Annotated in this window: 16 protein-coding genes; 13 read left to right on the forward strand and 3 right to left on the reverse strand. The window is 67.1% G+C overall.

The window, feature by feature from the left end:
- Window positions 1-52: 52 nt before the first annotated feature.
- A complete protein-coding gene (locus ACFQZZ_RS13900) occupies window positions 53-664 on the reverse strand; it encodes a heme-copper oxidase subunit III (RefSeq protein ID WP_378679294.1) in 612 nt (203 codons plus the stop codon).
- A 291-nt stretch (window positions 665-955) separates the two neighbouring features.
- Here ACFQZZ_RS13900 and ACFQZZ_RS13905 point away from each other — a divergent pair, with 291 nt between their 5' ends.
- The 3 genes from ACFQZZ_RS13905 (at window position 956) to ACFQZZ_RS13915 (ending at window position 2,945) form a co-directional block, all read left to right on the forward strand.
- Window positions 956-1,309 carry a hypothetical protein gene (locus tag ACFQZZ_RS13905; RefSeq protein WP_378680531.1) on the forward strand — a complete coding sequence of 118 codons (354 nt, stop codon included), beginning with the start codon at window positions 956-958 and terminating at the stop codon, window positions 1,307-1,309.
- A 69-nt stretch (window positions 1,310-1,378) separates the two neighbouring features.
- The gene (gene trpD / locus ACFQZZ_RS13910) at window positions 1,379-2,440 is read left to right on the forward strand and encodes an anthranilate phosphoribosyltransferase (protein WP_378679296.1); all 1,062 of its coding nucleotides are present in this window, start codon (window positions 1,379-1,381) and stop codon (window positions 2,438-2,440) included.
- A gap of 214 nt (window positions 2,441-2,654) precedes the next feature.
- Window positions 2,655-2,945 carry a hypothetical protein gene (locus tag ACFQZZ_RS13915; protein WP_378679299.1) on the forward strand — a complete coding sequence of 97 codons (291 nt, stop codon included), beginning with the start codon at window positions 2,655-2,657 and terminating at the stop codon, window positions 2,943-2,945.
- 18 nt (window positions 2,946-2,963) lie between these two features.
- Here the strand turns inward: ACFQZZ_RS13915 and ACFQZZ_RS13920 are convergent, their stop codons facing one another.
- On the reverse strand, window positions 2,964-3,239 hold the full coding sequence (locus ACFQZZ_RS13920; RefSeq protein ID WP_378679302.1) for an Lrp/AsnC family transcriptional regulator: 276 nt from the start codon (window positions 3,237-3,239) through the stop codon (window positions 2,964-2,966).
- A 5-nt stretch (window positions 3,240-3,244) separates the two neighbouring features.
- On the reverse strand, window positions 3,245-5,131 hold the full coding sequence (locus ACFQZZ_RS13925; RefSeq protein ID WP_378679305.1) for a DEDD exonuclease domain-containing protein: 1,887 nt from the start codon (window positions 5,129-5,131) through the stop codon (window positions 3,245-3,247).
- A gap of 592 nt (window positions 5,132-5,723) precedes the next feature.
- Here ACFQZZ_RS13925 and ACFQZZ_RS13930 point away from each other — a divergent pair.
- The 10 genes from ACFQZZ_RS13930 (at window position 5,724) to ACFQZZ_RS13975 (ending at window position 14,784) form a co-directional block, all read left to right on the forward strand.
- Complete coding sequence (locus tag ACFQZZ_RS13930) at window positions 5,724-6,299, forward strand: C40 family peptidase (RefSeq protein ID WP_378679308.1); 576 nt, start codon at window positions 5,724-5,726, stop codon at window positions 6,297-6,299.
- A gap of 253 nt (window positions 6,300-6,552) precedes the next feature.
- The gene (locus ACFQZZ_RS13935; RefSeq protein ID WP_378679311.1) at window positions 6,553-7,578 is read left to right on the forward strand and encodes an NlpC/P60 family protein; all 1,026 of its coding nucleotides are present in this window, start codon (window positions 6,553-6,555) and stop codon (window positions 7,576-7,578) included.
- 128 nt (window positions 7,579-7,706) lie between these two features.
- The gene (locus ACFQZZ_RS13940) at window positions 7,707-8,714 is read left to right on the forward strand and encodes a hypothetical protein (RefSeq protein WP_378679314.1); all 1,008 of its coding nucleotides are present in this window, start codon (window positions 7,707-7,709) and stop codon (window positions 8,712-8,714) included.
- Between the two features lie 339 nt (window positions 8,715-9,053).
- Complete coding sequence (locus tag ACFQZZ_RS13945) at window positions 9,054-10,181, forward strand: glycosyltransferase family 4 protein (RefSeq protein WP_378679317.1); 1,128 nt, start codon at window positions 9,054-9,056, stop codon at window positions 10,179-10,181.
- 32 nt (window positions 10,182-10,213) lie between these two features.
- Window positions 10,214-10,606, forward strand: coding sequence for a polyketide cyclase / dehydrase and lipid transport (locus ACFQZZ_RS13950; protein WP_378679320.1), 393 nt, complete (start codon window positions 10,214-10,216; stop codon window positions 10,604-10,606).
- Window positions 10,607-10,687: 81 nt separating this feature from the next.
- Window positions 10,688-11,125, forward strand: a complete 438-nt coding sequence (locus ACFQZZ_RS13955) for an SRPBCC family protein (protein ID WP_378679323.1) — start codon at window positions 10,688-10,690, stop codon at window positions 11,123-11,125.
- A gap of 20 nt (window positions 11,126-11,145) precedes the next feature.
- On the forward strand, window positions 11,146-12,399 hold the full coding sequence (locus ACFQZZ_RS13960) for an ArsA family ATPase (RefSeq protein ID WP_378679326.1): 1,254 nt from the start codon (window positions 11,146-11,148) through the stop codon (window positions 12,397-12,399).
- Window positions 12,396-12,917, forward strand: a complete 522-nt coding sequence (locus tag ACFQZZ_RS13965) for a hypothetical protein (protein WP_378679328.1) — start codon at window positions 12,396-12,398, stop codon at window positions 12,915-12,917. The genes ACFQZZ_RS13960 and ACFQZZ_RS13965 overlap by 4 nt, the downstream gene beginning before the upstream one ends.
- Complete coding sequence (locus tag ACFQZZ_RS13970) at window positions 12,914-13,927, forward strand: ROK family glucokinase (RefSeq protein ID WP_378679331.1); 1,014 nt, start codon at window positions 12,914-12,916, stop codon at window positions 13,925-13,927. The genes ACFQZZ_RS13965 and ACFQZZ_RS13970 overlap by 4 nt, the downstream gene beginning before the upstream one ends.
- A 134-nt stretch (window positions 13,928-14,061) precedes the next feature.
- The gene (locus tag ACFQZZ_RS13975) at window positions 14,062-14,784 is read left to right on the forward strand and encodes a lysophospholipid acyltransferase family protein (protein ID WP_378679333.1); all 723 of its coding nucleotides are present in this window, start codon (window positions 14,062-14,064) and stop codon (window positions 14,782-14,784) included.
- Window positions 14,785-14,799 lie beyond the last annotated feature (15 nt).

The following is a 14,799-nucleotide window of genomic DNA, read 5'->3' on the forward strand; positions in this document are numbered from 1 at the left end:
TTTGGAGTAGACGGAACCGACTTGTACAAGATTGAGGGGTTGCGTGCCCGGCTCAGCGGACGAAGTAGATCGTGGCGAACAGCCCGATCCAGACGATGTCGACGAAGTGCCAGTAGTACGAAACGACGATCGCGGCGGTGGCCTGCGCCGGGGTGAACTTACTGACCTTGGTACGGAGCAGCAGGAACACGAACGCGATCAGACCGCCGATGACGTGCAGGCCGTGGAAGCCGGTGGTGATGTAGAAAACCGAGCCGTAGGCGCTGCTCGAAATCGAGGTGCCCTCGTGGACGAGGTTCATGTACTCGTAGCCCTGGCCGAGTACGAAGAAGGTGCCCATGATCAGGGTGATCACATACCAGCGGCGCAGCCCGAAAACGTCGCCCTTCTCCGCCGCGAACACACCCATCTGGCAGGTGAAGGAGGAAGCGACAAGCACGGCCGTGACCGGCACTGCGAGCTTCAGATTCAGCTCGGTCGGCTCCGGCGGCCAGACACCGTGGGCCTGGGCGCGCGCGACGAAATACATCGCGAAGAGCCCGGCGAAGAACATCAGCTCGCTAGACAGCCAGATGATGGTACCGACGCTCACCATGTTGGGCCGGTTCAGCGAATGCACACGCTGAGTAATGGCCGATCCTGGGGTCCCTACTGCGGTCGTCACGGGGGTAAGTATGACTCGTCGTAGTACGACACAAGTACCCGGGTACGAAACTTGTCTTCCCGTGTTGGAAAACGCACGGACAGACAGGCTCTGGACCAGGAGGTTCGACTTGCCGCGCCTGCCGCGCGGCGCCTGCCGCGCCCTTTTGGCCAGGCGTGTTGCGTGCGGCCAGCATGACAGGCAACGGTAAGTAGAAGCTGAGACGAGGAGGCGGATGTGGCTCCGCGATGGTGGCAACGACTGTCGAGACAGGGCGCGGTCGCGTCCCTGGACCCGGAAGCTGCCGATCTGATGGTTGTCGCGACGAGTTTCGATGACGCCGAGGCGTGTTCGGCGGTGCTGGCACGAGCCACCGCGTGGCAGGCCGACGCGCCCGCGGTGTTGCGTCACCATCTGCGGATTCCCGCCGTGCAGATCGAGCAGGTGTGCGCCATCGCCGCACAGGACGGGTACGCACCGGCAGCGCGGGTCGATGCGCCATCGGCCGACGGACTGCAACCCGTGGTGCTGCAACGGGTGCAACTGCTCGATGCGTTGCATTGCTCGCAGGAGCGTTCGCGGATGGCCGGGCTCGCACAGCGTCACGACGGCACGGCCGACGGATGGGACGCGCTGCAACCCGGGCCCGTAACCGAGCAGCGGTAATAAGGTCTGGCCGACTAGGCTGCATCGCGACAAACTGGTGTGCGAACCAGTGTGACGGGAGAAGTGGACATGAGCTCGCGCAGCTGGCCCCAGGTACTCGGGACCCTCGCCGATGGTGGCGATCTGGCCGCGGACGACACCGCATGGGTGATCAACGAGATCTTCACCGACAACGCCACGCAGGCGCAGATCGCCGCGTTCGGTGTCGCCATGAAGATCAAGGGCCCGACGCCCGCCGAGCTGTCGGGCATGGCCTCCGGCATGCTCGCGCACGCACGTCTTGTTCATGTCGACGGCGATGCGGTGGACATTGTCGGCACCGGCGGTGATCGGTCCGGCTCGGTGAACATCTCGACGATGTCCGCGGTCGTGGTGGCCTCGGCCGGTGTACCGGTGGTCAAGCACGGCAACCGTGCGGCGTCCTCCAAGAGCGGTGGTGCCGATGTGCTGGAGGCGCTCGGCGTCAAGCTTTCCCTAGGGCCGGAGGCGGTCGCCCGGTGTGTCCGCGAGGTCGGTATCGGTTTCTGTTTCGCGCCGCTGTTCCATCCCGCACTGCGCTTCGCGGGACCCGCACGTAAAGAGATAGGCATTCCCACCGTCTTCAATGTGCTCGGCCCGCTCACCAACCCGGCGCAACCGCGGGCCGGATTGGTCGGCTGCGCCTTCGCTGACCTGCTGCCGGTGATTGCGGGCGTGTTCGCCGAGCGCGGCGCGAGCGCGCTGGTGGTCCGCGGCAACGACGGCTTGGACGAGATCACCACCTCCGACACCACCGCCGCCTGGATCGTCGCGGGTGGACGGCTGCGGGAGACGACGATCGACCCGACCCGCCTCGGTATCCCCCGGGTGGACCTGGACGCGCTGCGCGGTGGCGATGCCGAGGTGAACGCGGGCGTTGCCCGCGATGTGTTCGCAGGCTCCCCCGGCGCCGTCCGTGACGCCGTCCTGGTGAACTCCGCCGCCGCCATCGTCGCCTACGACCTGTCCCAGGGCGTCGGCGATCCCGACGCCGATGTGCACGACGCGCTGGCCGCCGGTATCGAGCGGGCCGCCGCCGCTATCGACGCGGGCAAATCCGCCGCGCTGCTCGAACGGTGGTCGAAACTGACCGATACGCTTGGCGACAACTGAGCCGCACGCACCGTTTGTCCGGATTCACATTCGCAATGGATATCCAGAACGAATATGGGGCCCGGAGCCGCGAGCATAGTGACAACTATGTTTCGCTTCGCATGTCGTCGGTCACGCCGTGCCATCAGCAGTTAGAGTGACGACGCAAACCGGCGCCTCGCCCTGTTCGGCGTCGGGCGTGCGCCGCCCGGTTCGACTTGCGAGGAGCACACACATGAAGCGGGGCGTTTACGCGGTACTCGGCGTACTAGCGGTGGCCGGGACGATCGCGATCGCACCGGCCGCCTCCGCGGCGCAGGGGACCCTGGTCGTCAACAACACCGTGTACCGCGGGCCGTCCGGCTGCATGCAGATCGGCGGCGGAGCGGTGACCCTGGCCATCGAGAACCACACCGACAGGACCGTGAGTATCTTCACCGGTTCCGGCTGCCGGGGCGATGTGACCGCGACCATCGTGCCGGGTGAGACCCGAACGTCCAGCGGGTCCTCGATCCAGATCGGCTGACGCACTCCTCCGTCGAGCTCACTCACCCAGCGAGAAACCGGCCTCCACGTCCGCGCTGGAGTAGGACTTGAACGCGATATGGGTGATGGTGCGAGCGACACCGGGAGTCTTGTCGATCCGGTCGGTCACCACCTCGGCGATCTGCTCATGATCGCGCACCCGCACGATCGCGATCAGATCGACATCGCCCGCACAGGAGTAGACCTCGGCGACGCCCTCGGTGTCGGCGAGCGCCTGCGCGGTTTCCGGGATACGGGCGTTCTCGGCGTTGATCATGACGATCGCGGTAATCATGGCTGTCAGCCTAGGCGCTCGGCGTACTCCTCTTCCTGGAGTTCGGCGCGCGCCGCCGCATCCGCCAGTTCGACCCACCCCATCCAGCGGCCTGCCCCATACGCGGGCTCACCGTAACCGTTGGTAGCGCGCACGATCCGGATCCCTGGCCGCGCCAGCCAGCGCGCGACGAGTGCGACTTCTTCCGGGGACGCACCGCGCAGCGGCGGCATATTCGGCGCGATACCCTCCGACAACCCTGCGGCCCCGAGCGGGAGCAGGTGGCCGGAGCCCACATCGACCACGACCGATGTCTCGTCGGCACCTTCGGAGTCGGCGGAACGGAGTGCACCGGCACTCGAGTCGGCACCGGTGGGGATGACGGTTTCCGACGCGGCGACTATGCGTTCGACAACCGGCATCGGCGATACACCCCGCGCCGCGTGTCCCGCGCCCGCGAGGCGACCGTAGCGGATCACCGAGAACTCCCAGCCGCCGGCGCCGTCCGGATGCGCGGCGATCAGTTCGGCGATGCAGGCGACCGCGGCGAGGCGCTGGGTACGGCGCAGGGCGCGCACTACCGCGACCACGCGATCGCGCAACCGGGTCGCCGCTTCGAAATGTTCCGCACGCGAATGGGTTTCGATGCGATCGAGCATGCCGCGCAGTGGCGCGTCGGAGTACCCGGCGAACAGTGCGCGGACGGCCGCCGGTGCGGGCGCGTATTCCTCTCTATTAATAGGGATTCCGGTGACGCCCGCGGCAGGGCAGCCGCCGACCACCGCGTGCGGACATTCGTGGCGACCCGCACCCGATAGCCGAGTGGTGCAGGTGCGCAGGCCGGTGTACTCCGCGACCGTGACCGCCACCTCGGTGGCATCCATCCGAGAGTTGAAGGGGCCCAGCGCATCCCGGTTCGGCGTTCGGACGATCGCGAAGCGCGGGAAGGGTTCGTCGGTGAGCGTGATCCACCAGGCGCGCTTGGGAAACTTCGAGCGCCGGTTGTACGGCGGCGCGTGCGCGACGAGCAGGCGCAACTCGCGCACGCCCGCCTCCAACGCGTGCGCGCACACCACATGGTCGACCCGAGTAGCCAGCGACACCATTTCCTTCATCCGGCCCCTGGTCTCGGAACCGGTGAAGTAGTTGCGGACCCGGCGGCGCAGGTTCACCGCGGTGCCGATGTAGAGCACCTCGTCGGAGGGACCGCGGAACAGGTAGACGCCGGGGCTGCCTGGCAGGTCGGTGGCGAACACGCGCTTGGCGCGCTGCCGGGACGTGACCCCTGGCAGGTAGTCGAGCAGTTCGGTGAGGCTGTGCACCCCCTGATTGCCGACGCGGGCGATCAGCGCGTGCAGGACGTCGACGGTGGCACGGGCGTCGTCGAGGGCGCGGTGCGTCGGCTGGGTGCTCGCACCGAGCAGCGGCGCGAGCAGACCCAGCCGGACCGAGGGCGCCTCGTCACGGGTGAGTACCCGCCTTGCCAGCTTCACCGTGCACAGCACCGGCGCCGAGGGCCATGGGGTCTCGCTGCGGGCCGCAGCGGCGCGCAGGAAGGCCATATCGAACCGCGCATTGTGCGCGACGAGAACCGCCCCCGCCGCGAACTCCAGAAAGCCGGGCAGCACCGCTTCGATCCTGGGCGCTTCGTACACCATGGCGGTGGTGATCCCGGTGATCTGGACGATCGCGGGCGGAATCTCCTGCCCGGGGTTGACCAGCGTGGCGAATTCGCCGAGTACCTCCCCGCCGCGGACCTTGACCGCGCCGATCTCGGTGATCGCGTCACCGTCCGGACTGGTCCCGGTGGTCTCCAGGTCGACGACCACGAAGGTGGTGTCGTAGAGCGGCGTATCGAGCTCATCGAAGGCCAGCTGCTTGGCGGCGGCCGGGCGCGGTACGGGGTCGGGCACGGCGTGCAGCGTATGACCTTGGTCCGACAGGAACGCGCACGCGACACCGCACACGAAATGTCCGTATTCATCCGCGAGGTTTTCGTTCTGATACCCGCGAAATGATCTTCAATTCGCAAAAGTGACCCAGATCACATTATTAGCTGAATTGCATCAATCGGTCGGGCGCGCCCGATCGTGCCGGACCGGAGCCATCGGGGTGCTACCGCGTGTCGCGGCGGCGCCGACAGCCCGTTCGGTACCAAGTCGCTATCACGAGTGGTATGGCGGCTGCGACCTTGGGAAATGTCCCAAAAATCGACGAGCAAACCGACCCAGACAGCACCCCCGACGCGCCGGGTAGCAACTCGGACGCCCGTCGATAACGGTCGGTTGTTATCGTTTCGTGATTGCTGTGACTCATCTCGCAATTTATGTGTCGCACTTTTGTTGAGTATCGACATTTCGGATGTGCCCGACTTTACAAACCACCGTGATGTGTTCGTAACCTTTTTGAGACCTCACGGAGTTCCGCCGAGCCGCAGGGCCGGTGAAACGAAGTCCGCCGCACCACCGGGTACGGCGTCGTGGGGCAGATTCGGAGTACCGCATCATGGCGATCAACACCGTCAAGCGACAGGCGCAGCGTGCCGTTGCCGCCGGAGCCGTCGGCGCTGCCACCATCGGCGCGTTCCTTCTTCCGGCCGCCCCCGCCTCGGCACAGCCGGTGACCATCCCCGGCATCGGAACCTTCGAGGTTCCCAACGAGATCCCGATCCCGGCGGACATCCCCGGCATCCAGCTCGGCAACCCGCCCGCGCCGCTGCCTTTCATGGCGCCCAAGAAGACCCTCGGCGAGGTCGCGCTCGACGCCGCGATGACCAAGCTGGGTTCGCCGTACGTCTACGGCGCCGCGGGCCCGAACGCGTTCGACTGCTCGGGTCTGGTCAAGTGGGCCTACGAGCAGGCGGGCATGGACTTGCCCCGCACCAGCGGCGCGCAGCTCGCCGCGGGCGCCCCGGCCTCGCTGGACAACCTGCAGCCGGGCGACCTGGTGTCGTTCTACGGCGGCGGCCACTCCGGCCTGTACGCGGGCGACGGCAACGTGATCCACGCGTCGACCTCGGGCACCCCGGTGATGATCGCCCCGATCTCGTCGATGCCGGTCGCCGGAGCTCGCCACTTCTGATCCACTCGCCCCGCGCTACGACACGGCGGGCCGTCGGGATGGCGTACGTGATCATTTCGTGCCCTACTGGACACAGACGTACGCCGTTCCGTAACCTAAATGAGACCTTCCGAAGCTGCGGGTAGAAGAACCACCGTTCTCGCAGCTCACGGAGTTCACAGGGCTCACTGATGGAACTGCGTCCGATCACTGACGAGAGAGCGGGGCACGGCAGGCTGTGGCACAACACCGGAGACAAAGCACAAAACGTCTGGTGGGAGGGGCACTCGCGGCCGGAGTCCTGGCCGCAACGCTCTACGGTGGCAGTCCAGCCGGAGCCGATCCGGCCGCCCTGCCGACCACGGCGGGTGAGGCCGTACAGCGGATGATCGACCTGTCGAGGCAGTCCGAGCAGCTCAACCAGCAGGCGCTGAACGTGCAGGCCGATCTCGACGCCAAGCTCGCCATCCAGCGCGACGCCGATGCCAAACTGACCGCGAGCACCGAGGTCGCCGACAGTGCGCGCAACGAGGTGCGCAAGTTCCAGCCGATCGTCGACCGCACCGTCATCGCCGCCTACCAGGGCGCGCGGACCAACCGGCTGTTCGCCGTGCTGGCCAGCAACTCGCCACAGCAACTGCTCGACCAGATGTCCACGCTCGATGTGCTGTCGGCCAAGACCTCCGATCAGCTGAACCTCTACAAGTCGGCCACCAATGTCGCCACCGCGGCGGAGTCGGCCGCCCGCGCCGCCGACGACGATGCCCGCGCCGCCGCGACCAAGGCGGACCAGGTCCGCGCCGAACTGGAACGCAAGCGCGCGGACCTCTCCGGTGCGATCGCGCAGGTGGTCTCCGCATGGAGCACGCTGTCGGCCAAGGACAAGACGGCACTGGCAGGCTCCCCCTTCCCTCCCGGCTTCGACCGCGACAGCCTGCTGCGCGGCCTCGTGCCCGGCAGCGGAACCAGCGCGCTCGCGGCGGGACTCACCCGCATCGGCGACCCCTACGTCTGGGGCGCGACCGGCCCTAGCCAGTTCGACTGTTCCGGCCTGGTGCAGTGGGCCTTCAAACAGGTCGGCAAGAACGTGCCGCGGACCAGTTCGCAGCAGGCCGGCTACGGCACCCCCGTCGACCGGGAGGATTTGCAACCCGGCGACGTCGTGTTCTTCTACTCCGACATCACCCATGTCGGCATCTACGCGGGCAACGGACTCATGTTGCACGCCTCCACTTTCGGTGTCCCGGTAGCCGTGGCACCCATGGGCTCGACGCCGTATCACTCCGCTCGGCGATACTGAGTCGCTATGAGCGTGCGAATCGGTGAGGCAGCGCCCGTCGAAGGGCGAATCGGTGAGCGAGCGCAGCGACGGCACAGCGCGCGAAACGAACGAATCATCGACACAGCGCCTGTCGGAGCGGCGCAGCCGTGACCACTGTCCGGCAGGTCCGCGCCTGGTTGTCGGCCCGGCGGCGATTCCAGTTCGTCCTCACTGTCGCGATGGTGATGATGCTGACCGGCACCTGTGTCGTGCTGCTCATGGTGCCGAATCCGGTGCTGCCGAAACTGCGGGCCGCCCAACAGGCCAGGGCCGATAGCCTCGGCCAGGTCGCGGCCGCCGACAACGATCCGCGGCTGGCGCAGGTCCGCCGCACCATCGAACCCTTCGGCCAACTCGTCACTCGAGTAGTCCCGACCGGGGCCGGGCAGGAGTCGCTTGTCGTCGGCCATCCGGCCCAGCGAATCGAAATCGATATCCTTGCCCGCGAACTCGGCGATGCGACCACCGCCGTCACCGAACTGTGGGGACCGGACTGGGCCCAGTCGGCGCTGGTGATCGTGGCATCCGCGCCCGCGGAGTTCGCGGCGCTGCTGCGTTCGACTACTGATCTGCCCTCGGATGTCGCCGCCGCCTCCATCGCCGACGCGTTCACCCCCGGCACCCAGCCAACAGCCCAGCGAGTCGTATTCAGCCCCGACGCAGGCCGCCGCCTCTCCCCCGACGGTTTGCGCACCCTGCTGCGCCACGAGCTCACCCACGTCGCCACGCGCGCAAAAACCGTCGACGGCGCTCCCCCATGGATGCTGGAGGGCTTCGCCGAATACGCCGCCCACCGCGGCCAAGGCCACCATTTCGGCGACGTCGCACCAACGGTCACCACGCAAGCCCGCGCAGCCGACCTCCCTACCGACCTCCCCACCGCGGCCGCATTCACCGGCACAACGGCCGTACTCGCCTACGAACAAGCCTGGACAGTCTGCGCTTTCATCGCCGACAAATATGACGAAACCCGCCTGGTGGACCTCTACCGCCGCATCGCCGCAAGCAAGCAGGACACCGCCTCCGAGGACCGAATCCTGCAAGAAGTCCTACAAACCACCCGAGCAGACTTCGTCGCCGACTGGCGCGCCTGGCTAACCCCCCAGGCCGCCTGACGTTTCCGACCGCCGCGCGACGGAACCGCATCCCTGGCGATTCGCAAGCACCGCCACCGACGCACGACCTCGGCAGGCCACCGTCTTTCGAGTGAACCGAGACTCCGAACCTCTTCCAGCGTGGAAGACCGGCCGTCTCGAACGGTCACCCAACGCACCCACCACCGATCCACCCGCCGCCAACACCTCAGAACCCCGACCACCACCGGAGCGGGCCCACAGCCTTGATACAAGACAACACACAGCACCTGCCCTGACGTTCGCGGTCCGGCTTGCTTCCAGGGCCGCGAACACGCAGCGCCGCAGGCGCTGCAAATCAGACCCAGTAGGTTGTTGCGCATGGCCCGAACTCTGCTGGTTACCAATGATTTCCCGCCTCGGCCAGGCGGTATCCAGTCGTATCTGCAAGCGTTGGCCGGTGAGTTGCCGCCGGATGATCTGGTGGTTTACGCACCACGGTGGCGTGGGGACAGCCATCTGAAGTTCGATGCCAAGCAGAAGTTTCAGGTGATCCGCCATCCGACGACCTTGATGTTGCCGACGCCGCTGGTGACACGGCGGGCGGCGCGGCTACTGCGTAGTGAGAACTGTGACACTGTCTGGTTCGGTGCGGCTGCGCCGTTGGCGTTGATGTCGCCGATGCTGCGGCGGGCTGGGGCCGAGCGGATTCTGGCGAGTACGCATGGGCATGAGGTGGGTTGGTCGATGCTGCCCGGTGCCAGACAGGCTTTGCGGCAGATCGGTGAGCACACCGATGTCGTCACTTATGTCAGTCGGTATACGCGTGGACGGTTCGCTTCCGCGTTCGGTGCGAACGCGGCGCTCGAGTATCTGCCGCCGGGAGTGGATACCGAGGTGTTCCGGCCGGATCCGGCGGCGCGCGCGGAGCTGCGCGATCGTTATGGGCTCGATGATCGGCCGACTATCCTGTGTCTGTCGCGGCTCGTCCCGCGCAAGGGTCAGGACGCGCTGATCGTCGCCATGCGCGAGATCCGCGAGCGCATCCCTGGTGCGGTGTTGGTGATCGCGGGCGGCGGGCCGTACGAGGAGAAGCTGCACGGGCTGGCCGCTGCTATCGGTGTCGCCGAGGATGTGGTGTTTACCGGCCGGGTGCCGTCCTCGGAGCTGGCGGCCCATCACACCCTCGCGGATGTGTTCGCGATGCCGAGTCGGACTCGTGGCGCCGGTCTCGATGTCGAGGGGCTCGGCATCGTTTACCTGGAGGCCTCCGCGTCGGGTGTGCCGGTGGTGGCGGGCAACTCGGGCGGCGCGCCGGAGACCGTGATGGAAGGCAAGACCGGCCGGGTGGTGGACGGACGCAAAACCTCCGAGATCGTCGAGGCTATCGTCGACATCCTGTCCGATCGCGACGCCGCCGCCCGTATGGGCGCCGATGGCCGAGCCTGGGTCGAACAGCAGTGGCGCTGGGACAGCCTCGGCGCCCGCCTGCGCCACCTGCTGCGGTGAACGCCGCGCGGCCATCCATTACGCTCAGCGAGGTGAGCAGCATCCAGGTCGCAGATCAGACCTTCGTCGCCGCCGAGGGGGCCGCGGTCGCCGACATCGTGGCGGGCCCGAACAATTGGCGCCGCTGGTGGCCCGACCTCACCCTCGAGGTGCGAGAAGACCGGGGCGACAAGGGAATCCGCTGGGCGGTGACCGGCGGGCTGACCGGAACCATGGAAGTATGGCTGCAGCCCTCGCTGGACGGGGTGATACTGCACTACTTCCTGCATGCCGAGCCCTGGTCGGCGAACCGGATGTCGCCGCGTGCGCTACTCGCGGCCAATCGGGCGCGCCGGGTGGCGGGTAGGAATATGTCTTTCGAGGTGAAGGCGCGACTGGAGGCAGGCCGCCCGGCCGGCGTCGCACCTGCCGCCAGCGCATCCTGACGCGCACACCGCTGGAGCATTCAGAAGGCCGCGCACCATCGAAGGCACAGCACCGTAGCTGGAAAGGAACCGTTGTCCGCCATGGCCGACAGGACCCAGAGGTCGATCATCATCGAGGCACCGTCGCAACGGGTGATGTCTGTCATCGCCGACCTGGAGTCCTACCCCGAGTGGGTATCGGCGGCGAAGTCCGTCGAGGTGCTGGAGAAGAGTGTCGACGGCCAGGCGCGCACCGCGCGTTTCGTACTCGACGCGGGCGTCGTCAAGGACACCTACGTGCTGTCCTATACCTGGCGCCCGGACAACAAGGCCGTCAGCTGGACTCTCGTCAGCGGTGACCTGCAGAAGGCGCAGGACGGCACCTACGAACTCATCGACCAGCCCGATGGCACCACACAAGTGACCTACGAGCTGACCGTCGACTTGAACATCCCGATGATCGGCATGTTCAAGCGCAAGGCCGAGAAGGTGATCACCGATACCGCGCTGAAAGAACTGAAGAAACGGGTCGAAGGCTGATCGCGGACGGGAACGGGACCGTGCGCCGCACCCGGGTCGAACTGTTCATCGGCAAAGGCGGAGTCGGAAAGACGACGTTGGCGTGCGCGACCGCGATGTCGTACACGCGGGCCGGTTCGCGGGTGCTGGTCGCCTCGCTCGATCAGGCGCATTCACTGGGCGACGCGCTCGGCTTCCGATTCCCGCACGACGCGGGCACGATGACCGGGATCGCGAACGTGCTGCCCGGCCTCGACGTGATCGAAGTGGATTCCCTTGCGCTGCTGGAGGATCGGTTCCGCGAGGTGGTGCGGATGCTGGCGACGGGTTCCGGGCACGATCACGGCATCGATCTCGCCGCGCTTGATCCCGCCGAGTTGACCGGGCTGCCTGGCGTGCAGGAATTGTTGATGCTGGTGGAGATCACCCAGTTCGCCAACGAGGACGACTGGGATGTAATCGTCGTGGATTGCCCGCCCTCGGCGGACATGCTGCGCATCATCACCGCACCGGACACCCTGCTCGGCTATCTGGAGCGCATCTGGCCGCCGCACGCCCGCGCGATGAGCACCATCGGCACCGATCTGCGCAGCGCGGTGCTGGCGGCGACCGTCGAAAAGATCGTCACCGCGGTCACCGAGGTGCGTGATCTGCTCGCCGACCACGGACGCACCGGAGCCAGACTGATCACCGTCGCCGAAACGGTGGCGGTCGCCGAATCCGAGCGGGTCCGTTCGGCCGCGGCACTGCTCGGCCTGCGGTTGGACGCTGTGGTGGTGAACAAGGTGCTGCCGCCTTCGCCCGCGCCCGACGATCCGGAAACAGCGCATCCCGCGGTGTACTGGTATCAGAACCGGCGTGGTGAGCAACTGGACGTGATCGCGCGACTACAACGAGATCTGCGGGGCACTCCGGTATTGATCGCCCAGCACAGCGGCCCCGAACCCGTCGGGCTCACCTCGCTTGCGGCGCTGTCGTATGCGGTGGACGTGGACTCGGCACTGCGCGACAATCCGGCGGAGGTTCGCACAAGTTCCGGGGATCCGGTGGTTCGATTGGAATCGGGCACCGGACTGCATTCGGTGTACGCGCTGCGGATGCACCTGCCCGTCGTCGATCCGGCGACGCTGCGACTGGGACGAGTGGAGGACGATTTGATCGTGGGAGCGGACGGGACCCGGCGCCGCGTGCGCCTGGCGCCGGTGTTGCGGCGGTGCACGGTCGACGGAGCCGAACTCGACGAGGGCCACCTGGTCGTGCGTTTTCGTCCCGATCCGGAGGCCTGGCCGGTATGAGCGGCGGCGATGACGGTGGGGCCCATGCTGATCAGGGCCATGCCCACGGTCGTGGTGTTTTCGACGACGTCGACGGGCTCGGCGAGTTCGCGGCGGAGCTGAAGTTGCTGGCCGAGGCGGTCTTGGAGCGGGTCGAGCCGGTGCTGCGGCATGCCGCCGTCGAGGGTCAGACCGAGTGGTCGAGCTGCAGTTGGTGCCCGGTGTGCGCGGCCGCGGCACTAGTGCGCGGAGAGCACCATGACGTGCTCGCGACGGTGGCCGATCACGGCACCGCGATCATCACGGTGTTGCGTGAGGCGCTGGCCGGGGTGCCGGTCGAGCCGGTGCTACCACCCGACGATGATGCGCCGACGGGTACGTCGGACGATAACTCTGTGCCCCACAATCACACACCACGAGACGATTCGATGCCGAACGACGACAGCGCCACCGGGAACGCGCACGACGGCCCGAGCACGCAGCGCTCCGGCCGCAAGCGTTCCGCATACGTCAGCATCCCCGTGACGATCAAGGCATGACGCGCCAGATGGCGAGCGCGCGGCCGCTGACCGTCGGTATCGACGTCGGCGGCACCAACATTCGCGCCTCGGTGGTCGACGGCGACGGCGAGATGCTCGATACCGTCCAGGCGCCGACCCCCCATTCGGCGCGCGCCCTGGAGGACGCGCTGGATCGCGTGGTCCGCGAGCTGTGCCGTCGGCATCCGATCAGCGCGGTGGGGCTGGCCGTGGCCGGGTTCATCACCGCCGACCGGTCGACCGTCCGGTTCGCTCCGCATCTGCCGTGGAAAGACACGCCGGTCGCGCGGCGACTGAGCGAACGTCTCGAGCTTCCGGTGATCCTGGAGCACGATGCCAATGCGGCGGCCTGGGCCGAGTACCGGTTCGGTGCCGCGGCGGGCGGGCACAACGTGGTGCTCGTCGCGATCGGCACCGGCATCGGCGCGGCGCTGCTCATCGACGGTGAACTGTATCGGGGCACCCACGGCGTCGCGCCGGAACTCGGTCATCTGCAGGTGGTGCCGGATGGGCGGGCGTGCCCGTGCGGGAAACGTGGTTGCTGGGAAAGGTATTGCAGCGGAACAGCGCTGGCCGACACCGCGATCGAGATGCTGGCCACCGACCCGGTGCATTCGACGGTCCTGGCCAGGGACATATTCCGCGATCCCGGCTCACTGACCGGGCGCCGGGTGGCCGGTGCCGCACAGGACGGCGACCCGCTCGCGGTGCAGGTCATGGCGGACTTCGCGCGCTGGCTCGGGCTCGGTCTCGCCTTCGTCAGCGATATCTTCGACCCGGATCTGGTCGTCATCGCGGGCGGGGTGAGCAGTTCGGCGCCGCTGTTCCTGGACGAGGCGCGCGAGGAATACGCCCGCGCGATCACCGGCGCGGGGCACCGCCCGCTGGCTCGGATTCGCACCACACAACTCGGTGAGGCGGCTGGAATGATCGGCGCCGCCGAGCTCGCGAGGGCGACGCTCATCGACTCGGGACGCAGCCGTTCGCGGGTCGCGCGTACCAGCCACTGAGAACAGACCGATCAGCCACTGAGAACATGTGGTGAGATCCGCCGCTCGGCTTGGATGTGATCTGTAACCAGCGGTAAAGTCGGCAACTGACGCAGGTATGCCCGCAACTATCCCGGTCCCGGGGGAAGGACGTTATGTTCTACTGGCTGCTGAAGTTTGTGCTGCTGGGACCGTTCATGCATCTCTACAACAGGCCCACGGTCGAGGGTGTAGAGAACATTCCGGCGGACGGTCCGGCAATCATGGCGGGTAATCACCTCTCCTTCGCGGATTGGCTGTTCGCGCCGCTGCTGAGTCCGCGGCGAATCAACTATCTGGCCAAGGCCGAGTACTTCAACACCCCGGGCATCAAGGGTGCGTTCCAGAAGTGGTTCTTCACCACCTCCGGTCAGTTCCCGATCGACCGCACCGGTGCCGACGCGGCCGAGGATGCCCTCAACGCCGCCAGCAAGCTGCTCGATGAGGGCCGCCTCGTCGGCCTGTACCCCGAGGGCACCCGCTCCCCCGATGGTCGCCTGTACAAGGGCAAGACCGGGCTGGCGCGCCTTGCGCTCGAGACCGGCGTCCCCGTCATCCCGGTCGCTGTCATCGGCACCGACGAGGTCAGCCCGCCCGGACCCTTCCGCTGGAAGCGCCGCAAGGTCACCGTCAAATTCGGTACCCCCATCGACTTCTCGCGCTATGAAGGCATGGGCGGCAATCGCTTCGTCGAGCGCGCCGTCACCGACGAGGTCATGTACGAGCTCATGCGGCTCGGTGGCCAGGAGTACGTCGATGTCTATGCCGCCAGCCTCAAGAAGGGTGTCCCCTCCGGCCACCGCGAGGCCACCCGCATTCCTGAATCGGCCGCCAGCTAGTTCGTTCACCCGGCC

It is taken from the genome of Nocardia sp. GCM10030253 (assembly GCF_042675075.1).
Lineage (GTDB): Bacteria > Actinomycetota > Actinomycetes > Mycobacteriales > Mycobacteriaceae > Nocardia.